The 26,099-nt window shown below is 68.5% G+C and carries 24 protein-coding genes and 1 tRNA gene; 10 read left to right on the forward strand and 15 right to left on the reverse strand.

The genetic code is table 11. The features are described from left to right. Nucleotides 1-55: 55 nt before the first annotated feature. The 5 genes from AT699_RS02100 to AT699_RS02120 form a co-directional block, all read right to left on the reverse strand. The gene (locus AT699_RS02100) at nt 56-973 is read right to left on the reverse strand and encodes an ABC transporter permease (protein WP_006386785.1); all 918 of its coding nucleotides are present in this window, start codon (nt 971-973) and stop codon (nt 56-58) included. 5 nt (nt 974-978) lie between these two features. Continuing rightward, entirely contained in the window at nt 979-1,956 is a 978-nt protein-coding gene (locus AT699_RS02105) for an ABC transporter permease (RefSeq protein ID WP_006392551.1), read from the reverse strand. A gap of 50 nt (nt 1,957-2,006) precedes the next feature. After that, nucleotides 2,007-3,647, reverse strand: coding sequence for an ABC transporter substrate-binding protein (locus tag AT699_RS02110; protein WP_024067553.1), 1,641 nt, complete (start codon nt 3,645-3,647; stop codon nt 2,007-2,009). A gap of 64 nt (nt 3,648-3,711) precedes the next feature. Beyond that, entirely contained in the window at nt 3,712-4,683 is a 972-nt protein-coding gene (locus tag AT699_RS02115; protein WP_049054790.1) for a M14 family metallopeptidase, read from the reverse strand. Between the two features lie 53 nt (nt 4,684-4,736). Further along, entirely contained in the window at nt 4,737-6,173 is a 1,437-nt protein-coding gene (locus tag AT699_RS02120) for a M20 family metallopeptidase (protein ID WP_024067555.1), read from the reverse strand. Nucleotides 6,174-6,338: 165 nt separating this feature from the next. On the opposite strand from AT699_RS02120, the gene AT699_RS02125 reads away from it, so the two are divergent. After that, nucleotides 6,339-7,253 carry a LysR family transcriptional regulator gene (locus tag AT699_RS02125; protein ID WP_024067556.1) on the forward strand — a complete coding sequence of 305 codons (915 nt, stop codon included), beginning with the start codon at nt 6,339-6,341 and terminating at the stop codon, nt 7,251-7,253. Nucleotides 7,254-7,327: 74 nt separating this feature from the next. Here AT699_RS02125 and AT699_RS02130 read toward each other — a convergent pair whose 3' ends face one another. The 3 genes from AT699_RS02130 to AT699_RS02140 form a co-directional block, all read right to left on the reverse strand. Continuing rightward, nucleotides 7,328-8,941: an ABC transporter substrate-binding protein gene (locus tag AT699_RS02130; RefSeq protein ID WP_006386791.1), complete on the reverse strand. Its 1,614-nt coding sequence runs from the start codon at nt 8,939-8,941 to the stop codon at nt 7,328-7,330. 491 nt (nt 8,942-9,432) lie between these two features. Next, nucleotides 9,433-9,666: a hypothetical protein gene (locus tag AT699_RS02135; RefSeq protein WP_006386792.1), complete on the reverse strand. Its 234-nt coding sequence runs from the start codon at nt 9,664-9,666 to the stop codon at nt 9,433-9,435. Between the two features lie 121 nt (nt 9,667-9,787). Continuing rightward, entirely contained in the window at nt 9,788-10,657 is an 870-nt protein-coding gene (locus AT699_RS02140; protein ID WP_024067557.1) for an NAD(P)H-hydrate dehydratase, read from the reverse strand. Nucleotides 10,658-10,747: 90 nt separating this feature from the next. On the opposite strand from AT699_RS02140, the gene AT699_RS02145 reads away from it, so the two are divergent. Next, nucleotides 10,748-11,581: an enoyl-CoA hydratase/isomerase family protein gene (locus AT699_RS02145; protein ID WP_020925438.1), complete on the forward strand. Its 834-nt coding sequence runs from the start codon at nt 10,748-10,750 to the stop codon at nt 11,579-11,581. A gap of 115 nt (nt 11,582-11,696) precedes the next feature. On the opposite strand, the gene AT699_RS02150 is transcribed toward AT699_RS02145, so the two are convergent. Both AT699_RS02150 and AT699_RS02155 read right to left on the reverse strand, forming a co-directional pair. Further along, complete coding sequence (locus AT699_RS02150; protein ID WP_024067558.1) at nt 11,697-12,437, reverse strand: enoyl-CoA hydratase-related protein; 741 nt, start codon at nt 12,435-12,437, stop codon at nt 11,697-11,699. Continuing rightward, complete coding sequence (locus tag AT699_RS02155) at nt 12,434-13,405, reverse strand: NAD(P)H-dependent flavin oxidoreductase (protein WP_049055011.1); 972 nt, start codon at nt 13,403-13,405, stop codon at nt 12,434-12,436. The genes AT699_RS02150 and AT699_RS02155 overlap by 4 nt, the downstream gene beginning before the upstream one ends. A 199-nt stretch (nt 13,406-13,604) precedes the next feature. On the opposite strand from AT699_RS02155, the gene AT699_RS02160 reads away from it, so the two are divergent. From AT699_RS02160 to AT699_RS02175, 4 genes are all read left to right on the forward strand, one after another. Continuing rightward, nucleotides 13,605-14,228 carry a TetR/AcrR family transcriptional regulator gene (locus tag AT699_RS02160; RefSeq protein ID WP_006386796.1) on the forward strand — a complete coding sequence of 208 codons (624 nt, stop codon included), beginning with the start codon at nt 13,605-13,607 and terminating at the stop codon, nt 14,226-14,228. Between the two features lie 35 nt (nt 14,229-14,263). Beyond that, nucleotides 14,264-15,412, forward strand: coding sequence for an acyl-CoA dehydrogenase family protein (locus AT699_RS02165; RefSeq protein ID WP_006386797.1), 1,149 nt, complete (start codon nt 14,264-14,266; stop codon nt 15,410-15,412). A gap of 564 nt (nt 15,413-15,976) precedes the next feature. After that, entirely contained in the window at nt 15,977-17,206 is a 1,230-nt protein-coding gene (locus tag AT699_RS02170) for a CaiB/BaiF CoA transferase family protein (RefSeq protein ID WP_006386798.1), read from the forward strand. A gap of 54 nt (nt 17,207-17,260) precedes the next feature. Next, entirely contained in the window at nt 17,261-18,787 is a 1,527-nt protein-coding gene (locus tag AT699_RS02175) for a 3-hydroxyacyl-CoA dehydrogenase (protein ID WP_024067560.1), read from the forward strand. 98 nt (nt 18,788-18,885) lie between these two features. Here the strand turns inward: AT699_RS02175 and AT699_RS02180 are convergent, their stop codons facing one another. Beyond that, nucleotides 18,886-19,809, reverse strand: coding sequence for a c-type cytochrome (locus AT699_RS02180; protein WP_024067561.1), 924 nt, complete (start codon nt 19,807-19,809; stop codon nt 18,886-18,888). A 229-nt stretch (nt 19,810-20,038) separates the two neighbouring features. Here AT699_RS02180 and AT699_RS02185 point away from each other — a divergent pair. Next, nucleotides 20,039-20,113, forward strand: a tRNA-Arg gene (locus AT699_RS02185). A 33-nt stretch (nt 20,114-20,146) separates the two neighbouring features. Here the strand turns inward: AT699_RS02185 and AT699_RS02190 are convergent. Beyond that, a complete protein-coding gene (locus tag AT699_RS02190; RefSeq protein ID WP_232254243.1) occupies nt 20,147-21,283 on the reverse strand; it encodes an MFS transporter in 1,137 nt (378 codons plus the stop codon). 433 nt (nt 21,284-21,716) lie between these two features. Between AT699_RS02190 and AT699_RS02195 the strand changes: the two genes are divergently transcribed. Genes AT699_RS02195 through AT699_RS02205 form a run of 3 tightly spaced genes read left to right on the forward strand, consistent with a single transcriptional unit; the run spans nt 21,717 to nt 23,477 of the window. Next, nucleotides 21,717-22,196, forward strand: a complete 480-nt coding sequence (locus AT699_RS02195) for a carboxymuconolactone decarboxylase family protein (RefSeq protein ID WP_006386803.1) — start codon at nt 21,717-21,719, stop codon at nt 22,194-22,196. 10 nt (nt 22,197-22,206) lie between these two features. Then, on the forward strand, nt 22,207-22,962 hold the full coding sequence (locus AT699_RS02200) for an SDR family oxidoreductase (protein WP_024067563.1): 756 nt from the start codon (nt 22,207-22,209) through the stop codon (nt 22,960-22,962). Nucleotides 22,963-22,982: 20 nt separating this feature from the next. Then, nucleotides 22,983-23,477 (forward strand): Ohr family peroxiredoxin, encoded by a 495-nt coding sequence (locus AT699_RS02205; RefSeq protein WP_006386805.1) that lies wholly within the window; start codon nt 22,983-22,985, stop codon nt 23,475-23,477. A 4-nt stretch (nt 23,478-23,481) separates the two neighbouring features. On the opposite strand, the gene AT699_RS02210 is transcribed toward AT699_RS02205, so the two are convergent. The 3 genes from AT699_RS02210 to AT699_RS02220 all read right to left on the reverse strand — a co-directional run bounded on the left by AT699_RS02210 (nt 23,482) and on the right by AT699_RS02220 (nt 26,083). Further along, the gene (locus AT699_RS02210; protein ID WP_024067564.1) at nt 23,482-24,486 is read right to left on the reverse strand and encodes a LysR family transcriptional regulator; all 1,005 of its coding nucleotides are present in this window, start codon (nt 24,484-24,486) and stop codon (nt 23,482-23,484) included. A gap of 159 nt (nt 24,487-24,645) precedes the next feature. Further along, complete coding sequence (locus tag AT699_RS02215) at nt 24,646-25,077, reverse strand: cupin domain-containing protein (protein WP_049053329.1); 432 nt, start codon at nt 25,075-25,077, stop codon at nt 24,646-24,648. A gap of 127 nt (nt 25,078-25,204) precedes the next feature. Then, nucleotides 25,205-26,083, reverse strand: coding sequence for an RNA polymerase sigma-70 factor (locus tag AT699_RS02220; protein WP_024067566.1), 879 nt, complete (start codon nt 26,081-26,083; stop codon nt 25,205-25,207). Nucleotides 26,084-26,099: the final 16 nt, after the last annotated feature.

Raw genomic sequence — 26,099 nt, forward strand, 5'->3', positions numbered from 1 at the left:
CCGGTCCGCTGGCATGCCCCCTTGAGGGGGGAGCGCGAAGCGCTTCGGGGGTAGGTCATTTCCTCGGATCCAGGCTTTCGCGCAGGCGGTCGCCGACGATATTGATTGAAAGAATGAGCAACAGCAGCGCAATGCCCGGGAACAGGCTGATCCAATAGTCGCCCGACAGCAGGTACTGGAAGCCGTTGGAGATCAGCAGGCCCAGCGAGGGTTCGGTGATCGGCACGCCGACGCCCAGGAACGACAGCGTCGCTTCCAGCGCGATGGCGGTGGCGATCTGGATGGTCGCGAACACCATGACGGGGCCCAGGCAGTTGGGCAGCAGGTGGAACACCATGATGCGCCAGGCCGGGAAGCCCAGGTTGGCGGCGGCCTCGACGTATTCCTTGCGCCGTTCCTGCAGCGCGCGGCTGCGCATGATGCGGGCATAGTGGCCCCACTGCACCAGCACCAGCGCCAGGATCACCTTGTCGACCCCGCGCCCCAGCACCACCAGCAGCACCAGCGCCACCAGGATGGTCGGGAAACCCAGGATGAAGTCGACGATGCGCATCAGCACGGTGTCGACCAGGCCGCCGACGTAGGCAGCCACCAGGCCTACCGCGCCGCCCACGGCGGTGGCCAGCATCACGGCCGACAGGCCCACCATCAGGCTGATGCGCAGGCCGTACAGGATGGCGCTGAGCATGTCGCGGCCCTGGTCGTCGGTGCCGAGCCAGGCGATGCTGCCGTCCATCAGCGCCTGGCGCGGCGCCAGGCGGCCGTCCATCAGCGACAGGTTGGCCAGGTCATAGGGGTTCTGCGGCGCGAAGTAGGGCGCGAACACCACCAGCAGCACCAGGATGGCCAGCGCGATGACCGAGCCGCGCACGGTCGGGCGGGCCCGCAGTTTCTTCAGGATCGAGGCGCGCTTGGGCGTATCGGCCAGGGGCTGGACGGTACGGGTGCGGCCGGTATTGGGAGATTGAGCCATGGCGATTATTGAGCGGGGGTCACGAGCTGCACGCGCGGATCGAGCGCCGCGTACAGGATGTCCACAACCAGGTTGATGACCACGAAGATCAGGGTGACCAGCATCACGTACGCGACCACCACGGGCCGGTCGAGCTGGTAGACGCTGTCGATGAGCAGCTTGCCCATGCCGGGCCACGCGAACACGGTTTCGGTGATGGTGGAATAGGCGATCAGGCTGCCGAATTCCATGCCGATGACGGTGACCACCGGGATCAGGATGTTGCGCAGGATGTGGCGGCGCACGATGCGGCCGGGCTTGATGCCCTTGGCGCGCGCGAACTTCACGTAGTCCTGGCTGCGGGCCTCGACCACGCCCGAGGCGGTCAGGCGCAGCACCAGCGCGATGTTGGCCAGCGCCAGGTTGATGGCCGGCATGATCAGGTGCGACCAGCCGTCGGCCGTCAGGATCGACAGGCGCACGCCCAGCACCGTCACGGTGTCGCCGCGGCCGGTGGCGGGCAGCCAGCCGAGCCACACCGCGAACAGCAGGATCAGCATCATGCCCTGCCAGAAGTTGGGCAGCGAGAAGCCCAGTACCGACGAGGCCATGATGCCGCGGCCCAGGGGCTCATCGCGGTACAGGCCGGCCACCAGGCCCAGCGGAATGCCGATCACACAGGTCAGGCCGATGGCCACGATCACCAGTTCGAAGGTGGCGGGGATGCGCTGCACGATCAGCTCGATGGCCGGGATGCCGTGCACGAACGAGGTGCCCAGGTCGCCGTGCAGCGCGCGCCACAGGAACCCTGTGTATTGCTGCCACACGGGCAGGTCCAGGCCGAGGCGGGCGATCATCGCCTCGCGCGCCGCCTGGCTGGCTTCGGGGCTGACCAGCAGCTCGATCGGGTCGCCCACGGCATATACCGCGAAGAAGACCACGACCGAGACGGCCAGCAGCACGAACAGACTCTGGATCAGTCTGCGTAGGATGAAAAGGGCCACGTGATATTTCCTTGGTGGGCTCGGGGTTGCAGGCGCCGCAAACGGCGATCTTAATTGGCGGGCTTGGCCGACATGGCCAGGGTGTATTGGTCGGCGCGGCCTTCGTACGCCAGGCCCTTGCGGAATGCCCAGATGCTGCTTTCGAAATGCAGCGGAATGCTGGGCAGGTCGGCCAGCGCCAGCGTCAGGGATTCCTGCAGCAGCTTCTCACGCACCGCCGGATCGACGGTGGTCAGCGCGCGCTTGAAGACCTTGTCGAAGGCCGGATTGTCATAGCCGCCGTAGTTGCTGGTGCCCAGGCCGTGCTCCTTGTCGAAGGCGCTGACCCAGTACTGCAGGAACGACGAGGCTTCGCCGGTTTCCGACGACCAGCCGCCCATGGCGAAGCTGAACTCGCGCTTGGCGCGCTTGGGGAAGTAGACCGAGCGCGTCATGGCGTCCACGGTCGTCTTGATGCCCACGCGCGACAGGTACTGGGCCACGGCCTGCGAGATCTGCGCGTCGTTGATGTAGCGGTCGTTGGTGGACGAGATGGTCAGCTCGAAGCCGTCCGGGTAGCCGGCCTCGGCCAGCAGCTTCTTGGCGGCGGCCGGATCGTACTTCAGTTCTGGCGGCGGTTGCAGCGTGCCGAACATGCCATCGGGCAGGAACTGGTTGGCCGGCGTGGCGGCGCCGTCCATGATGCGGGCGGCGATGGCCTTGCGGTCGATCGCCATCGAGATGGCGCGGCGCACGCGCACGTCCTGCAGCGGGTTCTTGCCGTCGGCGGCGCGCACCATCGGGCTGGGGCTGCGCGCCACGTCGAACTGGAAGTACACCACCCGCACCGACGGCGTGATGACGTAGCCGAAGCCCGGCGTTTCCGAGATGCGCTTGACGTCGCGCGCGGCGGGGTTCTCGATCAGGTCGAAGTCGCCGGCCAGGAGGCCGGTCAGGCGCGGGCCGGCGGCCGGCACCGGAATCAGCCGCACGTTCGGCCAGGCCGGCTTGTCGCCCCAGTAGGCGTCGTTGCGCGCCAGCTCGATGGCGCTGCCCTTGACGTACGACTTGAGCGTGTACGGGCCGGTGCCGATGGCGGACTTGCCGCTGTTGAAGTCGCTGATGGTCGGCCAGGGGCCGGTCACGCCGCAATTGTTCTTGGGCTCGAAGCGGATCGGGCCGTGCTCGACGATGCCGCTCCACAGCATGGCGTTGCGGGTCAGGTCGTTGGGCAGCAGCGGGTAGGGCAGGTGGGTCTTGATGACCAGCACGTTGCCGTCGCGCACGTCGATGCTGGCCAGCTTCTGCACCACGCTGGCATACGAGCCGCCGATCGATTGTTCGTTGTGCAGCGCGCGGCACAGCGTGAAGATCACGTCATCGGGCGTGAACGGCTGGCCGTTGGAGAACTTCACGCCGTCGCGCAGGGTGAATTCCCAGGTGGTGTCGTCCACCGCCTTCCAGGCGGTCGCCAGCCGCGGCACCAGGTTCATCTTGGCGTCCTGGCCGACCAGGGTCTCGAAGATATGCGAGGTCATCGCGTCGTTCGGCGTGACCTGGTGGTAGTGCGGGTCCATCGCCGTGGGTTCGGACGACAGGCCGATGCGCAGCGTCTGCGGGGCCGACTGGGCCTGGGCCATGGCGCCAGCGGCCAGGGCGGCCGCCAGCGTACAGGTCGATAACGCGCTGCGGATGAAAACGTTTGCGGACATGCTGCTTCCCTTGGTGTTTTTTTATATGAGGCGCCGCGCCATCGAGGGCGCGCCGCGCGAAGAATCAGACGATGGGCTGGGCCAGCCGGACCACGGTGACGCCGGCCCGCAGGTTGGCGGTCGACGGCATGATCAGCACGCAATCATCGTAGGGCGTGGTCACGGCCTCGCCCTCGGACCAGCCGATTACGCTGCCGGCGCGCGCCAGCGTCTCCAGGCCCTTCCAGGGCTCGGCGAAACGGAAGTCGGCGCTCTTGGCGGCGATCGCGTGGGTCACGCGCAGCGCGCGCTGGGCGCTGGCCTGGGGGGCGAACCAGGCGGCGGGCAGGTCGGCCTCGTCCACCGTGCCGGCCGCCACCAGGAAACGCGCCATCTGGTCGAGCGCCACGCCGCGCGCCTCGGGCGCGCCATGGAAGCCGCATTCGATCAGCAGCGAGCGGGTGCCGTTGTCGCCGGCCTCGCCGAAGCGGCCGTAGTCACGCATGCGCACGCCGGCGGCATGGCCGGCGTCGGCGATGATGGTGGCGGGGTTGCCCAGCGACAGGGCCAGGTCGATGTTGCGCTGTTCCATGCCGGTCAGTTGCAGCGGCACGTCGGAATTGCTCATCGAGTGGAAGTCCAGCAGCCAGTCGGCCTGCGCCACCCAGGGCTGGATGGCGGCGGCGCGGCGGCGTTCCTGGCTGATGGGCTGGGCCAGCTTGTCGTCGCTCCAGACCCGGTTCATGTCTTCGTCGACGAAGCGCGCCGGCGCGTAGTTGGCCGGATCGAAGCGGTCGAACGCGGCCAGGTTGCAGAATGCCAGCGTCAGCGAACCACGGCGCGGGCGCAGGCCGGCGGCCAGCGCGTCCTTCAGGGCCCAGGCGCCGCACAGCTCGTTGCCGTGGACCAGGGCGCTGAGCATCACGCGCTTGCCCGGCACGCCGGAGTCGAAATGCCAGACGCCGGGGGTATCCGTGTTGCCCACGCGCTCGGCCGCCAGATCCGGACAGGCGAGCAAAAAGGGGCGCGGACGGGACGCGGTAGGGGACGAGGACATGGGAACTCCGATCAAGCGAGGGGGATTGTATAAGGGATGGCGCCCGAAGGCGGTCAGGTGGCGGTCAGGCGCTCGCGTTGCGCGGCCACGGCCGCGCCCTGTTCGCCCAGGTCCCAGAACAGGCCGGCCATCACCGCCGCGCCTTCGCGCGCCACGGAGGCGAGCAGGTGTTCGTCGGGGCCGTGCTGGCAACAGGCGGGATAGGAATGCGGCACCCAGATGGTGGGCAGCCCCAGCACTTCCGAGAAAGCGTCGTTGGGCACCGTGCCGCCCAGGTTGGGCAGCAGCGCCGGAGTCTTGCCGGTGGTGGCGGCCAGCGAGGCCACGGCCCAGCGCGCCCACGGATCATCCGGGTCCAGCCGGGTGGCCGGCGTGCCGCGCCGCACGCGGACATTGACCTGCTGCAAGCCCCGCGCGTCCAGGTGCCGCCGCAGGATGCCCTCGGCCTGGCGCCAGTCGGTGCCGACCACGAAGCGCAGGTTGCAGGTGGCGCTGGCGCGTGGCGGGATCGCGCCCACCGGGTTGTCGGGGTTGCCGGTCTTGTAGGCCAGCACTTCCAGCGTGTTCCAGCCGAACAGGCGTTCGGCCAGCGACAGGCCGGGCTCGCCCCAGTCCGGGTCGACGTCGGGCGCGTCGTCGTCCTGGCCCACCTGGATGTCCGCCAGCGCCTGGCGCACCGCGGCCGGAATGGCCGGGGGGCGCAGGCCATCAACCAGCAAGCGGCCGCGCGAATCCACCAGGCTGGCCAGCGCGTTCGCCAGGATGATGCCGGGATTGGGCAGCACGCCGCCCCAGTTGCCAGAGTGGTGGGCGTGGCCGCGCAGGTCAACCGTCAGGTCGAACAGCAGCGTGCCGCGAGATCCCAGGAACAGCGTCGGCAGGTCTGCCGCCAGCCGCGGTCCGTCGGAGGCGATGAAGACGTCCGCCGCCAGCGCTTCGCGCCAGGCGGCGCAGGCCTGGTGCAGACCGGGCGAGCCGACTTCCTCGCCGCATTCCACCAGCATGCGCAGGTTGAAGCCCAGGCGCCCGCCGCGTTCGGCCCGCACCTGTTCCAGCGCGGTCATGTTGACGCAGTACTGTCCTTTGTTGTCGGCGGTGCCGCGGCCGTACCAGCGATCGCCCTCGGCCGTCAGGCGCCACGGCGCCAGGCCGGCGCGCCACTGTTCGTCGTAGCCGCGCACCACGTCGCCATGGGCGTACATCAGCACGGTGGGCAGGGCCGGGTTCTCGATGCGTTCCGCCAGCAGGAACGGCGGGCCGCCTGCGACCGGGTTGTCCTCGACGCGCCAGGCACAGCCCAGGCTTTCCAGGCGCGGCGCGATCGCCGCGCGCAGGTAGTCGTACAGCGCCTCGCGCTGGTCGGGGTTCTGGCTTTCGGTGCGATGGGCGACCAGCGTTGCCAGGTCGCGCTGCAAGGCGCCGCTCTCGGCATAGGCGGTCGCGCGGCCGACGGCCGCGGCGCGGCTGGCGCTCGGGATTGCTGCTGACACGGACTTCCCCTTTTCTGGCCGGACGCGTCAGGGGGCGTCCGGCTGGATCGTTGCGCAAATTCTAGGATCAGGGAAGCTTTCTCTACAATTAGAATATTTATCGGAAGCCTTGCAAAAAAAGCAAAGCTTTCTCCTTCATGGATTCACCCCCAACGAGGCGCGAACATGCACGGCATCGCCCTGCGGTACTTTGTCGAAGTGGCCCAGGCGGGCAGCCTGAGCGGCGCGTCCGAACGCCTGCACGTGGCGGTGTCGGCCATCAGCCGGCAGATCGCCAAGCTGGAGGAAGAGGCGGGCGCGCCCTTGTTCGAGCGCGCCGCGCGCGGCATGGTGCTGAGCGAGGCCGGCCGACTGCTGCTGGCCCACGCGCGCCGCACATTGCTTGAATCGGACTCGGTGCTGCAGGAGATCGCCGCGCTCAAGGGCATGGCGCGCAACGAGATCCGCATGGCGGCGGTGGAGGGCGTGGCGCGCATTTTCCTGCCGTCGGCCATGGCGCGGTTCCGCCGTGATTGGCCCGATGTGCGTTTCGACCTGCACGTGGGCACGCCGGCCGACGTCGCGCGCCGCGTTGCCGAGGGCAGCGTCGAGCTGGGCATGACCTTCAACGTCGAGCGGCTCAGCGGCGTCAGCGTGCGTTATTCGCGGCGCGCGCCGGTACACGCCGTCATGGCCGCGGGCCATCCGCTGGCCGGCCGCAAAAGCGTCAGCCTGCAGGAACTGGGCCGCTACCCGCTGGCGCTGACCGGCCCGGGCACCACCACCCGGCATCTGTTCGAGATGGGCTGTCTGCTGGAGTCGGTGCAGCTTGAACCGACCTTCACCTGCAACGACTCGTCGCCGCTGCACGGCTTCGTGTTCGGCTCCGACGCCATCATGCTCAGCGGCTACATCTCGGTGGCCTGGAGCCTGAAGCGCGACGAACTGGTGGCGGTGCCGATCTCCAACGCGCAGTTGCAGTCGCGCACCTTGCAGCTGCACGTCATGCAGGGGCGCCAGCTGCCGTCCAAGACGGAGGCCTTCATTGCCCTGCTGTCGCGCGAGCTGGACGTGCTGCTGGAGGACGGCCCGGGCGCTTGAGGCAAGACGCGCGGACGCTGGCACAAACAAAAACGGCTGCCCCGAGGGCAGCCGTTTTCATGTCCCGCGCCGGATTACTTGGCGTCGGGCTTGACCGAGGTGGCCAGCGTGAACTGGTCGCGGCGGCCTTCGTAGGAGATGCCCTTGCGGAAGGCCCAGATGCTGCTCTCGAAGTGCAGCGGGATCAGCGGCACGTTGTCCAGCGCGATCTGGGTGGCTTCCTGCAGCAGCTTCTCGCGCTTGGGCGCGTCGACCGTGACGATGGCCTGCTTGTAGACCTTGTCGAAATCGGCGTTGGTGAAGCCGCCGTAGTTGCTGGTGCCCAGGCTCTTGGGCGAGTCGAGCGAGGCGACCCACAGCTGGAACAGCGCCGAGGCTTCGCCCGTTTCCGCCGGCCAGCCGCCCATCGAGAAGCTGAACTCGCGCTTGGCGCGCTTGGGGAAGTAGATCGAGGCGGTCATGGCGTCGACGTTGGTCTTGATGCCGACGCGGGCCAGGTACTGGGCCACGGCCTGCGCCACCTGGCCGTCATTGACGTAGCGGTCGTTGGTGGACGAGAGGGTCAGTTCGAAGCCGTTGGGGTAGCCGGCTTCGGCCAGCAGCTTCTTGGCGCCTTCCGGGTCGTACTTGATTTCCGGGGCCTTGGGCAGCGCGCCGAACATGCCGTCGGGCATGAACTGGTAGGCCGGGGTGGCCATGCCGTCCATGATGCGGGCGGTGATGGTCTTGCGGTCGATGGCCATCGAGATCGCCTTGCGCACTCGCAGGTCCTGCAGCGGGTTCTTGCCGTCGGCGCTCTTGACGAACGGGCTCGGGTTGCGCGCCACGTCGGGCTGGAAGAACACCAGGCGGGTCGAAGGCGTGGCCACGAAACCGAACTTGGGGTTGTCCTTCAGGCGTTGCAGGTCGCGCGCGGCGGGGTTTTCGATCATGTCGAAGTCGCCCGACAGCAGGCCGGTCAGGCGCGGGCCGGCGGCCGGCACGGGCACGAACTTCACTTCCTTCCAGTAGGGCTTCGGGCCCCAGTAGTTCTCGTTGCGCACCAGTTCGATGCCGGTGCCCTTGACGTACGACTTCAGGGTGTACGGGCCGGTGCCGATGGCGTCCTTGCCGTTGTTGAAGTCGGCCACCGTGGGCCACGGGCCGGTCACGCCGCAACCCTTCTTCGGGTCGAAGGTCAGCTTGCCGTGCTCGACGATGCCGTTCCAGATGATCGGCAGCGAGCGCGCCATTTCGGCGGGCATCAGCGGGAAGGGGGCGCCGGTCTTGATTATGACGGTGTGGGCGTCCGGCGTCTGCACGTCGGTGATCAGCTTGGTCGTGTCCATGTAGGACTGCGACACGTTGGTCTCGTTGTTCAGCGTGCGGCAGATCGTGAACAGCACGTCTTCGGACGTGAACGGCTTGCCGTTGGAGAACTTGACGTCGTCGCGCAGCTTGAATTCCCAGGTCAGGTCGTCCAGGTTCTTCCAGGACGTGGCCAGCGCGGGCACCAGCTTCATGTCGGCACTGCGGCCTACCAGCGAACTGTAGACGTGCGCGGAGAACGCGTCGTTCTGCGTCATCTTGTGGTAGTGGGGGTCGGCCGAGGTGGGTTCGGCGGACAGGCCGATCTTCAGCGTCTGGGCCTGGGCAGCGGCCAAGGGAATGGCGGCGGCCACGAGGGCCAGGGTGGTGCGCAACTTCATGGTGACAACTCCGGATGGGGAACGAACCGGATCGTGCTGGCGGCGCGGAACAGGGGCGGGCCTACCGGGGAAACGCAACGTCGGCCGGGGGGCTTGCGGTGTTTTTGGCGCCAGGCACGACGGCAAGGGGCCGATTATCGGTAGGGGCTTCGCGCGCTGTCAATGCGCGCCGGGCCGACGTCAGGGTAAACGCCGAGAGGGGGAATAGCCGGCGAAGCCGCGCGAAAAATGCCAATCGCCCCAGTTCGAGGCGGTCCCGCTTCGGGACGGCTTCGCACTGGGGCGACGGGGGAATTGCGTCGTGGAGGGCGTCGCGGGGCCCCGCAAGTGGGGCCGGCGCGGCGCGATGGCGCCCGGTGAGGGGAAAGGCCAAAGGCCCCGGACGCCGGGTCCGATGCAACGGGCGCCGCATCGGCGGCGGGCGTCACAGCGGCAGCGCGCCAGGCTGAATCGCGGGAGATCGGTCGCGACTCAGTCCGGCACGGCTGTTCTTACCACTGCGAACCGGAGAAGCGCGAGCTGGCGGCGCGGGCCTTGTTCATCGACTCGTTCACCTCGTCGATGAAGGCGAACACGGCGGCGACAGCGGCGGCGATCGACTTGCCGGCCTTCTTCAGGTTGGTCAGCGGGTGGGAATTCGGTTGGTTCTCGAGGGCGCCGCGGAGCAGGTCGCGCTCCAGCGCGTCGGTCAGGCGGGCAGTGTGGTTCAGGGTCAGTTCGCTCATGGTTTTCTCCAGTCCGTTTCGTCTTGGGGTAAACCATTATAGGGATAACCCTAAATCAAAAGCAACGCGTTTTTAGGGGAAAACCCTAGTATGTTGTAAAAATGTATTTGCCGCCGGGGACTTAGGCTGTCGGTCCACCGTTGCGCAGGCCCCGGGCGGCATCCGCCAGCTCGCCCGCGGTCAGCCCGATCGGCCCGATGCCCCGGGCCACCAGGGCGTCGGCGGCCGCGCCATGCAGCCAGACCGCGCCGGCCACGGCCTGCTCGAGGGGCAGGCGCTGAGCCAACAACGAGCCCAGCATGCCGGCCAATACGTCCCCGGTTCCGGCCGTGGCCAGCCCCGGGTTGCCGCTGGTGTTGCGGCGCCACGTGCCGTCGGGGGCGCAGATCAGCGTGCCGGCGCCCTTCAGGACCACCCAGGCGCCGAAGCGCCGCGCCAGCGCCTGGGCGGCGGCGCCGCGGTCGGCCTGGACGCGGGCGGTGTCCTGGCCCAGCAGGCGGCCAGCCTCGGCCGGGTGCGGGGTCAGGACGACCGGGCCGTCGCCCCAGTTGGGCCGGATGCCGCCGTTGGCCAGCAGGTTCAGGCCGTCGGCATCCAGCACCAGCGGCGCGCCGTGGCGCAGCACGAACAGTTCCGACAGGGCGTTGGCGGCCGTCGCGCCGGTGCCGATGCCGCACCCGGCGACCCAGGCGGTCACGCCCCAGTCCGTGTCCAGCAGCGAGCGGGCGTCGCGCAGCATCAGTTCGGGTTGCAGCGGATCGCAGGGCAGCGGCGCGGCGTCCTGGGCGAAGCCCACCAGCACCTTGCCGGCGCCGGTCTTGAGCGCGGCGCGCGCGGCCAGCAGCGCCGCGCCTTCCATGCCGCGCCCGCCTCCTACCACGCCGACGGTGCCGAAACTGCCTTTGTGGGTGTCCGGGCCGCGCGCGGTGAACAGGGCGGGCAGATCGTCGCGGCGGATCTCGCCGGCAAAGGAGGAGTCGGGGGTGTTCATGGGCTGAGGCTCCGGGATCGTCGGGGCAGGGGCTATCCACTATAGTGCCCCAAAACGCGCGGCCTTCCGCCCGCGCCACCGGAGACGACGATGACCGATATCACGCTGGAACACTATTCCGCCTACGAGTCCCTCAAGCTGCGCCGCCATCCCAACGGCGTGCTGGAGCTGATCATGGGCTCCAAGGACGGCAAGCCGGGCAAGCTGTCCACCGCCGACGACCGCATGCACCGCGAGCTGGCCGACATCTGGCGCGATATCGATACCGACCCGGACACCCGGGTGGTGGTGATCCGCGGAGAGGGCAAGGGCTTCTCGGGCGGTGGCGACCTGGACCTGGTGCAGCAGATGGCCGAGGACTTCGACGTGCGCACCCGCGTCTGGCGCGAGGCGCGCGATCTGGTCTACAACATCATCAACTGCAGCAAGCCGATCGTGTCGGCGATGCACGGCGCCGCCGTGGGCGCGGGGCTGGTGGCCGGCTTGCTGGCCGACATCTCGATCGCCGCGCGCGATGCCCGCATCATCGACGGCCACACCCGCCTGGGCGTCACCGCTGGCGACCATGCCGCCATCGTCTGGCCGCTGCTGTGCGGCATGGCGCGCGCCAAGTACTACCTGATGCTGTGCGAAACCGTGAGCGGCGAAGAGGCCGAGCGTATCGGCCTGGTGTCGCTGTGCGTGGACGAGGCCGAGTTGATCGGCCGCGCCTTCGAGGTCGCCAACCGCCTGGCGGCCGGCTCGCAGACCGCGATCCGCTGGACCAAGTATTCGCTGAACAACTGGCTGCGCATGGCCGGCCCGACCTTCGATACGTCGCTGGCGCTGGAATTCATGGGGTTCGGCGGCCCGGACGTGCGCGAAGGCGTGCAGTCGTTGCGCGAGCGGCGGGCGCCGAACTTCCGGCCCGACTCGCCGTTCTGACAAGGGCGGCTGCCGGCCGCGTCCGGCCCCGCGCCGGGCGGCATCTGGCCAAGCGCGCCGGCCCAGGCATCGCATGCGGCGCGGCGGGCGCGCAAGGCGTCCGGCCGTGCCGGATTCACTTCTTGAAGAACGCCGCGAACGCGGCCTGCGCCTCTTCCGTCTGCAAACGGGCGCGGAACTGCTGCGCCTCGTAATCGAGCGTGTCCTGGATCGCCTGCCGCTCCGGGCGCTTGAGCATGGCCTTGGTCAGCCGCAAGGCGGCCGGCGGTTGCTTGGCCAGGCTGGCGGCGGTGGCCTGCGCGGCCGCCAGGGCGCCGCCCTTGGCGGTGACCGCGGTAGCGAGGCCGGCCTCGCAGGCTTCCCGCGCCGAGAACGCCTTGCCCTGCAACAGCCATTCGGCGGCGCGGCGGGCACCGGCCAGGCGCGGCATCAGCAGGCTGGACGCGCCCTCCGGGCACAGCCCCAGCGCCACGAACGGCATGCGCAGCGTGGCGCCTTCGCCGATGTAGACGAAGTCGCAATGCTGCAGCAGCGTCACGCCGATGCCGATGGCATAGCCCTCGACGGCGGCGATGACCGGCACGTCGGCCTGCGTCAGGGCGCGCAGGAAGGTCAGTCCGGCGCTGTCGCCGGCGCCGCGCTCGGCCTGGAAGTCGCGCAGGTCATTGCCGGCGGTGAAGTGTTCGCCGGCGCCGGCCAGGATCACCGCCGACACGCTGGTGTCGGCGCTGGCCAGCGCGAGCTGTTCGGTCAGCGCGGCGTAGGTGGCCGTGTCGAGCGCGTTGCGGCGGTCCTGGCGGTCGATCACCAGCGTCAGCACCGCGCCGTCGCGCGTGACCCGCAGCCCGGCGCTCATGCGAAGGTCCTGGCGGCCAGCTGGGTCTTGGCCTCGGCGTACTCGCGGCGCAGCGTGTCGACGATCTGGCGCGTCGGCTGCACGCTGCCGATGTTGCCCACGCCCTGGCCCGCGCCCCAGATGTCCTTCCACGGCTTGACGCGGCTGGAGCCGAAGTTGGAGGCGCCGCTGTCCGGCTGCGGCAGGTTGGCCGGATCGAGGCCGGCGGCGGCGATGCTGGCCTTCAGGTAGTTGCCGGGGATGCCGGTGAAGAACGGGGTGTAGAGAATGTCCGAGGCGCTGGCCTCGACGATGGCGGACTTGTAGCCTTCGCTGGCGTTGGCTTCCTCGCTGGCGATGAAGCGCGTGCCCATGTAGGCGAAGTCCACGCCCATGGCGAGCGCGGCCAGCACCTGGGCGCCCGAGGTGATGGCGCCCGACAGGATCAGCGGGCCGTCGTAGAAGCGGCGCACTTCGGACACCAGCGCGAACGGGCTGAGCGTGCCGGCATGGCCGCCCGCGCCCGCGCACACCAGGATCAGCCCGTCCACGCCCGCTTCCAGCGCCTTTTCGGCGTGGCGGATGGTGGTGACGTCGTGGAACACCTTGCCGCCCCAGTCGTGGATGCCCTTGACCAGGTCGCCGGGGGCGCGCAGGCTGGTGATGATCAGCGGCACGCGGTGGCTGGCGCACACCGCCAGGTCCTGTTCGAGCCGGTCGTTGGACTGGTGGATGATCTGGTTGACGGCGTAGGGCGCGACGGTGGCGCCCGGATTGGCCTCGCGGTACGAGGCCAGCCCCGCCTGGATCTCGTCCAGCCAGTCGGTCAGCAGGCTCTGCGGACGCGCGTTGAGCGCCGGAAACGAACCGACGATGCCGCTCGTGCATTGCGCGACGACCAGCTTCGGGTTGGACACGATGAACATGGGGGCGCTGATGACCGGCAGGGACATCTGGCCATACAGATCTGTCACGAGGGAGTGGGGCATAACGGCGTCACGTGTGGTTTCGGGTTGAGCGCCCAAGCCGCGCTTGCATGGCGGAAAGGGATGTGCCTACAATTACCTACCGACCGTCCGGTAATTAATTAATCTTTATTTAACGGCAAGCGCCGAACCGCTGTCAATGGAACGGGACCGCCCGCGGTCCGGCATTGCCTGCCTCGACGCCGCCTCACCAGGTTCCCTCATGGCGACTTCCGCAGCCCCCGCCACCAAACGCGCCCGCGCCGGCCGCCCGCCGACCCTGGCGGCGCCGCGCGAACGCATCCTGGCCGAAGCCGCCAAGCTGTTCGCGCGCAGCGGCTACGACGGCAGTTCGGTGTCGGACCTGGCCGCCGCCATTGGCGTGTCCAAGGCCGCCATCTATCACTACTTCACCACCAAGCAGGACATCTACGACGCCATCATCCTGGCGGTGTTGAGCGGCCTGAACCAGAGCGTCGGCCAGGACGTGGCGCGCGCCGAGGGCGGCGCCGCCCGCCTGCGCGCCTTCATGGTCGGCCACGCCCGCTATTTCGAGCAGCACCACGCCGAGTTCGTCACCATGCTGATCGGCTATTCCGGCATGGCGCTGCCCGAGCGCGAGGACGCCGCCCGGCTGCGCGACGGCTACGAGAAGCGCCTGCGCGACTTGATCGCGCAGGGCGTGGCCGAAGGCGCGTTCCGGCCGCTGGACGTGCCCGCCACCGGCCGCGCCGTGCTGTCGATGCTGAACTGGATGGTGCGCTGGTACAAGCCCGGCCAGGGCGACAGCGCCGAGACCATCGCCGCCGGCTATTTCGATTTACTGGTTGGCGGCATGCGCCCCTGAGCGCCGCCGCCCCGCACTCCCGAGAGACTGACATCATGGCCCTGGACACCGAAACCCTGACCCTGTTGCTGGACGCCGTGCGCCGCTTCGTGCACGAACGCCTGATTCCCGCCGAGGACGAACTGGCCGCCAGCGGCCAGGTGCCGCCGGACATCGTCGCCGAAATGCGCGAGCTGGGCCTGTTCGGCCTGTCGATCTCGCCCGACCACGGCGGCCTGGGCCTGACGATGGAAGAAGAAGTGAAGGTGGTGTTCGAACTGGGCCAGACCTCGCCCGCGTTCCGTTCGCTGGCCGGCACCAACATCGGCATCGGCTCGCAGGCCATCGTGCTGGCCGGCACCGACGAACAGCGCGCCCGTTACCTGCCGCGCCTGGCCAGCGGCGAACTGATCGGCTCGTTCGCGTTGACCGAACCCGACGCCGGCTCCGACGCCATGGCGCTGCGCCTGTCGGCCGAACGCGACGGCGACCACTACGTGCTCAACGGCACCAAGCGCTACATCACCAACGCGCCCATCGCCGGCCTGTTCTCGGTGATGGCGCGCACCGCGCCCGAACGCCGCGCCAATTCCATTTCGTGCTTTCTGGTCGAAGCCGGCACGCCTGGCCTCATCATCGGCAAGCCCGACAAGAAAATGGGCCAGGCCGGCGCGCTCACCAGCGACGTGGTCTTCGACAACTGCCGCGTCCCCGCCTCGGCCCTGCTGGGCGGCGAGGAAGGCAACGGTTTCCGCACCTCGATGCGCGTGCTGGACAAGGGCCGCCTGCACATCTCGGCCCTGTGCGTCGGCATCGCCGACCGCCTGCTGCGTGACGCCGTCAAATACGCCACCGAACGCAAGCAGTTCGGCCAGCCCATCGCCGAGTTCCAGCTGATCCAGGCCATGATCGCCGACAGCCAGGCCGAACTCTACGCCGCCCGCTGCATGGTGCTGGACGCCGCCCGCCTGCGCGACCGCGGCGAGAACACCACCATGCAGGCCGCCTGCTGCAAGCTCTACGCCACCGAAATGGTCGGCCGCGTCGCCGACCGCGCCGTCCAGATCCACGGCGGCGCCGGCTACATGTCCGAATACGCCGTGGAACGCTTCTACCGTGACGTGCGCCTCTTCCGCATCTTCGAAGGCACCTCGCAAATCCAGCAACTGGTCATCGCCCGCGAGGTCATCAAGGCCAACAGTTAAGCCGTGCGAAGGCGTGGCGGGCATCCACCCGCCACCCCCGATGCCGACACCTCAACACTGGAGCAACAGGGCAGGGCGCCATGCATCGTGTGCCGCGAGGCGCCCATGCAACGTGAAGGTCCTCCACCCCCGCGCAGCGTCATCCTCCAACCGCAAAACAGCATGTAAGCCAAAAAAGGCTGCCCGCGCAGCCGCCTTTGGCGGGCCCCGCCCCACCCCTCATCCCCCCGTGGTCGTCACCAGAATGCCAAGCACACCGTCCGTCCCAGCACCCGCGATGAGCCTTCAGCGCAGCCCTTTGCGGTGTGGCGTGGGGAATGGGGGGCGTGTAGATGCGCCCGACGGAATCCGAAGGAGTCGCCGCAGGCGAGGACGAGGATGAGTAAGGGGCAGTCCGGAGCGAACGCTCCGGACCGCAATCGTAGCCCCCCATTCCCCACGCCACACCGCAAAGGGCGTCTAAAGAACCACCCGCGTCCCCCCAAAACGACCACCCCAACACACCCAAGCCCCCACCGGCTAATATCCCCACTGACCCAATCCTCTCTGGCGAAAAGATAAAAGATGTCGCAACGTCCCGCTCCCCTGACAGGCATCCGCGTCCTGGACCTGACCCGCGTGCTCGCCGGCCCCTGGTGCACCCAGAACCTGGCCGACCTCGGCGCCGAAGTCATCAAGATCGAGCGCCCCGGCGCCGGTGACGACACCCGCGCCTGGGGCCCCCCGTACCTGAAGGACGCGGCTGGCAACGACACCACCGAGGCCGCCTACTACCTCTCGGCCAACCGCAACAAGTTCTCCGTCGCCCTCGACATCGCCTCGCCGCGCGGCGCCGAACTGGTGCGCGAACTGGCCCTGCAGAGCGACATCCTGGTCGAGAACTTCAAGGTCGGCGGCCTGGCCAAGTACGGCCTGGACTACGCCAGCCTGAAGGAAGCGAACCCGCGCCTGATCTACTGCTCGATCACCGGCTTCGGCCAGACCGGTCCCTACGCCAGCCGCCCCGGCTACGACTTCATGATCCAGGGCATGGGCGGCCTGATGAGCATCACCGGCGAGCGCGACGACCTGCCCGGCGGCGGTCCGCAGAAGGCGGGCGTGGCCGTGGCCGACCTGATGACCGGCATGTACTCCACCGTCGGCATCCTGGCCGCGCTGCACGAGCGCTCGGTCAGCGGCCTGGGCCAGCACATCGACATGGCGCTGCTGGATTGCCAGGTCGCCATGCTGGCGAACCAGAACCTGAACTTCATGACCTCCGGCAACGCCCCGCGCCGCGCCGGCAACGCGCACCAGAATCTGGTGCCGTACCAGGTCTTCGCCGCCAGCGACGGCCACCTGATCGTCGCCGTGGGCAACGACAGCCAGTTCCGCAACTATTGCGGCGCCATCGGCCTGCCCGAACTCTCGGCCGACCCGCGTTTTTCCACCAACCCGCAGCGCGTCAAGAACCGCGAGGCGCTGGTGCCGCTGCTGGCCGAACGCATGGCCACCGGCGCGCGCGACCACTGGCTCGCCTCGCTCGAGGCCGTGGGCGTGCCGGCCGGCCCGATCAATACGCTCGACCAGGTCTACGAAGACCCGCAGGTGCTGGCGCGCGGCATGAAGCGCGAACTGCCGCATCCGACCGCGGGCACCGTGCCCATGGCCGCCAGTCCGCTGAAGTTCTCGGGCAGCCCGGTCGAATACCGTCGCGCCCCGCCCATGCTGGGCGAGCACACCGCGCAGGTGCTGTCCGAAAAGCTCGGGCTGTCGGACGCGGAGATCCAGGCGCTGGCGCAAAGCCCGTCCTGATACCCCCGCAGCGCGCGGCGCACACACCATTCCAATGACAGGCAGGAGAAGTTGATGACGGAGATTCAAACCATCGGCGTCGTGGGCGCCGGGGCCATGGGGCGTGGCATCGCCCAGATCGCGGCGCAGGCCGGCTTGCGGGTGCGCTTGTACGACACCAGCGCCGACGCCGTGGCCGCCGCGCGCGAGTCGCTGCGCCAGACCTGGGACAAGCTGGCCCAGAAGGGCAAGCTGACCGCCGCCGACGCGCAGGCCGCGCTGGAGCGGGTCGAGTCCGCCACCGCGCTGACCGACATGTCGCAATGCCAGCTGGTGGTCGAAGCCATCGTCGAGCGCCTGGACGTCAAGCGCGACCTGTTCGCGGCGCTGGAAGGCGTGGTGGCCGACGACTGCATCCTGGCCTCCAACACCTCGTCGCTGTCGATCACCGCCATCGCCGCCGCCTGCAAGCTGCCGCAACGCGTCGCCGGCTATCACTTCTTCAACCCGGTGGCGCTGATGAAGGTGGTCGAGGTCATCGACGGCCTGCGCAGCGCGCGCGAGACCGGCGACGCGCTGGCCGAACTGGCGCGCCGCATGGGCCACACGCCGGTGCGCGCCAAGGACATGCCCGGCTTCATCGTCAACCACGCCGGTCGCGGCATGAACACCGAAGGCCTGCGCGTGGCGCAGGAATCGGTGGCGAGCTTCGCGCAGGTGGATGCCATCATGCGCGAGCAGGCCGGCTTCCGCATGGGCCCGTTCGAGCTGCTGGACCTGACCGCGCTGGACGTTTCGCATCCGGTGATGGAATCCATCTACCGCCAGTTCTTCGACGAGCCGCGCTTTCGCCCGTCGCCCATCACCACCGTGCGCCTGGCCGGCGGCCTGATCGGCCGCAAGGCCGGCGAGGGCTTCTACAAGTACGTCGACGGCCAGAAGCAAGTGCCCGCCGAGCCGCCCGTGCCGGCGCTGCCGCAAGGCCTGAAGGTCTGGGTCAGCCCGCGCCACGCGGAAGGTTACGCGCGCGCCACCGCGCTGCTGGAAAAGCTGGGCGCGCCGCTGGTGTCCGGTTCCACGCCGGCGGCCGATGCGCTCATCATCGTCACGCCGTTCGGTGAAGACGTGTCCACCACGGTGTCGGCCCAAGGGCTGGATCCGGCGCGCTGCGTCGGCCTCGATACCCTGCACGCGTTCGACAAGGCCAAGCGCCGCACCCTGATGGTGTCGCCGGCAACCGAGGCCAAATGGCGCGATGCCGCGCACGCGGTGCTGGCCGGCGACGGCGTGCCGGTGTCGGTGGTCGAGGATTCGCCGGGCTTCGTCGCGCAGCGCATCGTGGCCATGATCGTCAACATCGCCGCCGACATCGCGCAACAGCAGATCGCCACGCCGGAAGACATCGACCGCGCCGTGACCCTGGGCCTGGGATATCCGGTGGGCCCGCTGGCCCTGGGCGATGCGCTGGGCGCGGAGCGCATCCTGGAGATCCTGAAGAGCATGCAGCGCGTCACGGGCGACCCGCGCTACCGTCCCAGCCTGTGGCTGCAACGCCGCGTGCAGTTGGGCATGTCGCTGCTCAAGACCTCGGCCGCCGACTGACGCGAAGCGCCGCCGGAAACAAAAAAGCCCCTCGATGCATCGAGGGGCTTTTTTTCGGGCCCGCGGGACTCGCGGTCGCGCGGCGCGAAGGGTAGCGCTTACTTGGCCGCATCCACCATGTACTGGACCGCCGCGCGGATGTCGTCTTCCGAAGCGTTGGCCGCGCCGCCCTTGGGCGGCATGGGCGGCTTGCCCTGCATCGCGACCTTGACCATGGCGTCCATGCCGGTCTTGATGTAGGGCTCCCAGGCGGCCTTGTCGCCGAACTTGGGGGCGTTGGCCACGCCGGTGGCGTGACAGGCGAAACAGACGCTCTTATAGAGCTTTTCACCAGCGGGATTGACCGTGGCGGCCTGTTGCGGCGCGGCGGCCGGTGCCGGTGCGGCGGCAGGCGCGGCAGCAGCGGGGGCCGGGGCAGCAGCAGCGGGGGCGGCGGCGGCCGGGGCGGGCGCGGCAGCCGGAGCCGCAGCGGCCGGCGCGGCGTCGCCTTCCTTCTTGGCGCCTTCCTCAGCCGGCGCGGCCGGTTCCGGCAGCGAACCGCCCGACTTGTTGGCCATGTAGACCACGGCGCGCGCGACCTCGAAGTCGGACAGCGTCGGGTTGCCGCCCTTGGCGGGCATGCCACCCTTGCCATGCAGCGCGACGTTCATCATTGCGTCGAAACCGGACTTGATGAAGGGCGCCCAGGCGGCGTTGTCGCCCACCTTGGGAGCGCCGGCCACGCCGGCGGTATGACAGGCCGTACAGACGGCTTGGAAGACTTGTTCGCCGGTCTTGAAGACCTTGGGCGCGTTGGCGTCGACCAGCGCGAACCCGGCGACGGGGGCAATGCGTTTGGTGACGGCTTCGGTGGATAGCGTATCCGAGCCGGCGCCGACCTTGGAGCCCGAGGCGACCATGTTCACCAGTAGGATGATGATGGCGATAGGCACCACGAAGGCCAGTATGACCGTGACGATCAGTTGCTTCGGGGTCTTGATGGGGGAGGAGTGCTCTTCTATGTGTTCCTGCTCGTTGCTCATGACCAAATCCTGCTAACGGGTACCGGGGCGCCTGGCGGCGGCAACAGAAAATCAGTACTGCACAAAGGGCGGCAAAAGCAGACCGCCTTGCAAGCAAACGCTGGATTATATAACGGTGTCACGGACACGCGTCCAACGTCCGGACGGGGTTTTCACGCAGTTTGCCCGGCGAATTGATCCACTTCATGCAGATTGCGCAAAACTGGGTACAATACCGCCTCCTTGCGCTGCGCCCGTAGTTCAATGGATAGAATGAGAGTTTCCGAAGCTCTTGATACAGGTTCGATTCCTGTCGGGCGCGCCATCGACCAAATGGCCAATCATCGCCGCTGGCCCATCATCGCGTTGCCGCAACGGCGTCGCGGATGGCCAATGCGATGCCGATGCCCAGGCCGGCCAACAGCACGCCGGCGGCCTGATGGGCCGTTCCGGACGCAAGCAGCGGCGCCGCCAGCGGCACCAGCGACAGAATGGACACGTTGTTCAGCGTCTCCGCCGCGGCCAGCACCGCGCCCTTGTCCCGATCCGATCGTTTCGCCAATACGGCTGTGGATAGCGGCGCGCCCGCGCCCAGCGCGGCGCCCCACGCCGCCAGGCAAGCCAGCGCGCCGGGCAGTGGCAACGGCAGAAGATAGAACGCCGCCACGCAACCCCCGAGCAGCGTGGTGGTGATGACCAAAGCGCCTTCTTCTCCGCAGCCCAGCCGGCGCAGCGCGCCGGTGGAAAGGTTGCCGACCCCCAGCCCGATGCCGAACGCCGTTGCGCTCAGGCCGACCTGCGCCACGTCCAGCTGATAGCGCGCGCGCAGGATTTCCCCCGAAAGCAGGAAGGCGGCCACGCCCGCGCCGTTCCAGAGCCCTTTGGCCAACAGCGGACGCACGATGGTCCGCGCGCGCAGCCAATGTATTGCGCTGCGCTGGCGCGGCGCGCGCGCGGCGTGCCGGCGCGGTATCGACATGCCGCTGACAACGCAGGCGACAAGGCAGCCCGCCGACGTCAGCAGGAACGGTGCGCGCCAGCCGATCCAGTCGGTCAGCAGGCCGGCCAGCGCGGGCCCCATCGCGATGCCCGCCGTCATGCCCAGCATGACGACGCCCATGGCCGCGGCCTGGCGGTCGCGCGGCATGATGTCGGCGACCAGCGCGAACGCATTCGGAATGATGACGGCGGAGGCGAGGCCGCCGAAAATCCGCAGCGCCATCGCGACCTCCAGGGTTGGCGCCAACGCGACGCCGACGCCGTCGATCGCGAATGACAGCAGGCCGGCCAGCAACAGCCGGCGCCGATCGACGCGATCCGATAGGTGGCCAAGGATCGGCGCCGCGATGGCGTAGGCGAACGCGTAGCTGGAAACCAGCCACGCGGCCTGGGCCGGACTGGCGCGAAAGGCGTCGGCCAGCGGGTTCAACATCGGCGCGAGCATGAACTCGCTCGCGCCGACGAAAAACACGGACAGGGAAAGTGCGGACAGCAAGTGGCGTCCGTTGCCGACGTCGGCAATGGTTCTGGAACAGGACATGCCTTCTCCCGTGCAAATGCGAGTGGAGGGAAATGGAAGGAAAAAGGGGAAAAACGGGGAAAAGTGGCGACGCTGGGGAATGCCGCGAGGAGGCGGGGCGTCGGAGTGCGCGAGGCGGGGGAGCAGCCGCGGGAGCCGGGCTACAAGCGGCGCTGATCCGTGGATCAGGCAACCGACGTCATGATACCGGCTTGGTTGTGCGCGTTCAACCGACCAAGCGAGGCCATGGCGTCCATCCGCTGATTGTTGCCGCCGAGGCAACACCATGATCCCCTGGCCGGGCCTTCTGCCGCGGTTCAGGCCGACCTACGATCCGGGTGTCGTTCCAGCGCGCGCACCTTCCCGCGCCACGCTGCCTGGACCTGCCCAACCCCCTGAAGGAGTCACCATGAGTCAACGCCTGAACGCTTTCGCCCAATCGCCCGAACTGTTCAAGAAATTCGTCGAGTTCGGCATGCTCTTGAAGTCCGGCGCGATCGAGCAGTCCATCCTGTCGCTGGTGGAGATCCGGGCATCGCAGCTCAATGGCTGCGGCTTCTGCCTGGACATGCACGTGAAGGAAGCCAAGATCCGTGGCGAGCGCGAGCTGCGCCTGCACCATGTGGCGATCTGGCGCGAATCCACCGAGTTCTCGCCGCGGGAGCGCGCCTGCCTGGCCTGGACCGAGGCGCTGACCACGCTGGGCGCGCAGGGCGTGCCCGACGAGGTCTACGAGCGCGTGCGCACGCAACTGTCCGAAAAGGAGATCAGCGACCTCAGCTTCGCCATCATGTCCATCAACGGCTGGAATCGCCTGAACGTCGGCTTCCGGACCGTGCCCGGCTCGGCCGACAAGGCCTATGGCCTGGACAAGGCCAAGTTCAACTGAGGAGCGCGCCATGAAAATCCTGGTCATCGGCGGCACGGGCCTGATCGGCTCCAAGCTCGTCAAATTGCTCATCGAACGGGGCCATGACGCTGTCGCCGCGTCGCCCGCGACCGGCGTCGACACGATCACCGGCGCGGGCCTGGACGCGGCGCTGGCCGGGGTCGAGACGGTGGTCGACGTGGCCAACTCGCCGTCGTTCGAAGACAGGGCCGTGCTGGAATTCTTCCAGACCTCGGGGCGCAACCTGCTGGCCGCCGAGGCTCGCGCCGGCGTGCGCCACCATGTCGCGCTGTCGGTGGTGGGCACGCACCGCCTGGCCGAAAGCGGTTACTTCCGCGGCAAGATCGCGCAGGAACAATTGATCCAGGCGGCCGGCATTCCCTACACCATCGTTCACAGTACGCAGTTCTTCGAATTCCTGGGCGGTATCGTGCAGTCGGGCACCCAGGATGGCGAAGTGCGCCTGTCGCCCGCCTACGTCCAGCCGATCGCGTCCGACGACGTGGCGCTGGCCATGGCCGACGCCACGCTGGCGCCGCCGGTGAACGGCATCGTGGAAATCGCCGGGCCCGAGCGCCTGCGCCTGGCCGAACTGGCGCGGCGCTACATGGACAGGATCGGCGACTCACGCACGCTGCGGGCGGACGCGGGCGCGCGCTATTTCGGGGCGCTGCTCGACGATACGACGCTGGTGCCCGGCCCCGGCCCGCGCCTGGGCGCGATCGATTTCGAAACCTGGTTCAGCCGTTCCGGTTCGGGCACGTAGCGGCGCGCGCGGGGACTTCCATGAGCAGACCGCGGCCGCCTGCACAGGCGCTCCTGGACAAGTACCGGGGCGGTGATTTCCAACCCCTGTACGCCACCAGCGTGACGGTGCGGGGCGGCGAGGCCGCGCATGGCCGCGCCTCCGGCATCGCCATGTCGGATGACGGCGCGTTGCAGGTCGAGCTGCGCCTGCCTGTCGAACTGGGCGGCCCGGGCGGAGGAACCAACCCCGAGCAACTGTTCGCCGCGGGCTATGCGGCTTGTTTTCACGGTGCGCTCAGCATGCTGGCAGAGCGCGCCGGCCTGGCCATTGCCGATGCCTCGGTGACGGCCATCATCGCCTTTGGCCGCGATCCCGTCGACGGCCTGTTCGCGCTGTCCGCGGACATCAACATCCACCTGCCCGGCGTGGCCAGGGCGGTGGCCGAGGAGCTGGTGCGCAATACGGAACGCCTGTGTCCTTACGCCAAGATGGCGCAGGGCGGCATCGAATGCGTGGTGGCGTTGACGCAATAGCGATTCAGGCCGGCGCCGACAGCAGGCTGTCGAGGATCTGCAGGTCCAGCGCGCGGATGCGCTCGGTCATGTAGTCGATGAAGACCCGCATGCGCGCCGGCAGGTGTTGGCGGCTCAGGAAACACAGGTAGTGTCCGCGGTCGTCGGGCGCGTACTGCGGCAGGCACGCCACCAGCGTGCCGGCGCGCAGGTGGTCACAGACCTGATAGCCGGCCATCTGCGCGATGCCATGGCCGTCCAGCACCGCTTGCAAGACCAGGTCGGCGTCATTGAAGGTGAGCATGGCGGGCGGAGCGACTTTGCGCAGCTGGCCGCCGACCTTGAATTCCCACTCATATACGCGTCCGGAGGCGAGCCGGAAGTTCACGCAGCGGTGGCCGGCGATGTCGTCGACGCTGTCCGGCAGGCCATGGCGGGCGACGTAGGCGGGGGCGGCGCACAGCATCATCTGCATGGGTATCACTTTCTTGGCGATCACCTGGCTGTCTTCCATGCGGCCGTTGCGGAACGAGAGGTCGACGCGGTCGGTGGTGAAGTCGGTGGGGCCGTCGTCCAGCAACAGTTCCACCGAAATATCAGGATTGGCGTGGCGGAACCCTTGCAGCAGCGGCGCGACGACCTTGCGGCCGAAACCCACGGTGGAACACACGCGCAATTGACCCGCGGGCGGGCCCTCGCGCAGTTCCCGCATGTCGTCCAGGGCCTGGACGATGCGTTCCACACCGGGATGGCATTGTTCGTAGAAGCGCTCGCCCTCGAGGGTCAGCGAGGTGCTGCGCGTGGTGCGGACGAACAGGCGGGTGCCCAACTGGTCTTCCAGTTTTTGCACGCTGCGGCTGACCGCCGAGCGACCGATGCCCAGGCGGTCGCCGGCCTTGGCGAAGTTGCCTTCCGCGGCGACGGCGATGAAGGCCACGACGCCCGCGTAGCTGGTTGCAAAGCTGTCGGCCAGGGAGTCCGGCGCGGTGGAGCGGGGCGCGGCCGACGAGGCGGATGAGAGTGTCGACATGGTGGTGGCTCGGTGAGTGGGTGGGTCCTACCCCTTGGGTGGGTCCTACCCCTCAAGACGGCACACCGGGCAACTTTGTGACATCGTCCGCAAAAAATACGGGCTTTCCCTAGAGGCAAGGCCCGCGTGCGCGTGGGTCCGCTCCGAGCCGCCGACCGCCTATTCGACGGGTGTCAGGGCGGGGGCGCCCTGCTTCTTGATCAGGACCACCAGGAACCTGGCCGGCCTGGTCTGGCTGGCGTTGCGGCCTACGGTGTGAATATCGTCCGGCCCTTCGTAGAACGTCTGGCCGGCGGTCAGCGTCACTTCCCTGCCTCCCTTGACCTGCATGACGATGCTGCCCTCGAGCACATAGACGAAAGCATGGGCGTCGTGGCGATGGACCGGGTCGGCGCCGCCAGGAGGGTAGTCGACGAGCAGCATCAGGGCGTCCTTGCCGGGAATGTCCGGCAGGTTCCTGGTCGTCAATTCCGTGACCACCGGATTGGCCGGCCCGGCGGTGGCTGCGTGGTGGGAGGCGGCGTGGGCCGGCGAGGCCAGCAATGCGCCGGCGGCTATAAGGGGGAGTGCGAACTTCGCGATTCTCGACATGGCCTGTCCTTGGTTGAAAGGTGACAGGTCGATCGTAGAAGTGCGGCAGGCCCGGCGGTAGGTCCGCGCAGGGGATCACCGTGTTGCCCGCCGCGCACCAACGCGGGCGGCGGGCGGCGGGCAGTGGTCAGCCCCGGGCCAGCGCCGCCGCGATGCGCGCCAGCTTGTCCGGGTTGCGTTGCACCAGCACCCGCGTCAGGCGTTCGCCATCGGTCTCATAGGACTGCACGGATTCCAGTTGGCCATCGATGAAGCGCAGCAGGGCCCATTGCCCGTTCACCAGGACCACCTCGGTGCGCAACGCATCGCGGAACCGGCGCTTGCCCGCGTAGAACAGCTGTGCCAGGCGCTTGCCTCCCACCAGGCTGGCAAAGCTGCCGACCTTGCCGCCGCCGTCGCCAATGAGTTCGGCATCGTCGCTGAGCAGCGCATGCAGGCCATGGAAATCGCTGCGCTGCATCGCGTCGGCGAAGGCTTGCAGCAGGCGCTGCAGCGTCGCCCTTGGCACGGCTTCGCGCGGGGTGCCCTGGCGCAACTGCTGCCGCGCCCTTCGGACGAGCTGGCGCACCGCCGCCTGGCTCTTGTCTAGCGTCTGCGCGATGTCTTCATAGTCGGCGTCGAACACGTCGCGCATCAGGAAGGCCGCGCGGGCGTCCGGCGACAGGCGCTCCAGCATGAACAGAAACGCCACCGACACGTCGTCGGCCAGTTCGTGCAGCTGCTCCGGCGTGGACGGCGCGGCCGTCAACATGGGTTCGGGCAGCCAGACTCCCACGTAATGGGCGCGCTCGGCCTTGGCCAGGCGCAGGCGGTCGATGGACAGGCGGGTGGCGACGGTGACCAGCCATGCTTCGGGATTTTCGATGGCGCCGCGGTCGGCGCCATGCCAACGCAGCCATGCGTCCTGCACCACGTCTTCGGCCTCGGCCACTTCGCCCAGCATGCGGTACGCGATCGCATACAGGCGCGGGCGATGACTGTCGAACAGGGTCACCGAGTCGGTCATGGCAGGGGTGGACGCG

Origin of the sequence: Achromobacter xylosoxidans (assembly GCF_001457475.1) — a bacterium.
GTDB classification, from domain to species: Bacteria; Pseudomonadota; Gammaproteobacteria; order Burkholderiales; family Burkholderiaceae_B; genus Achromobacter; species Achromobacter xylosoxidans.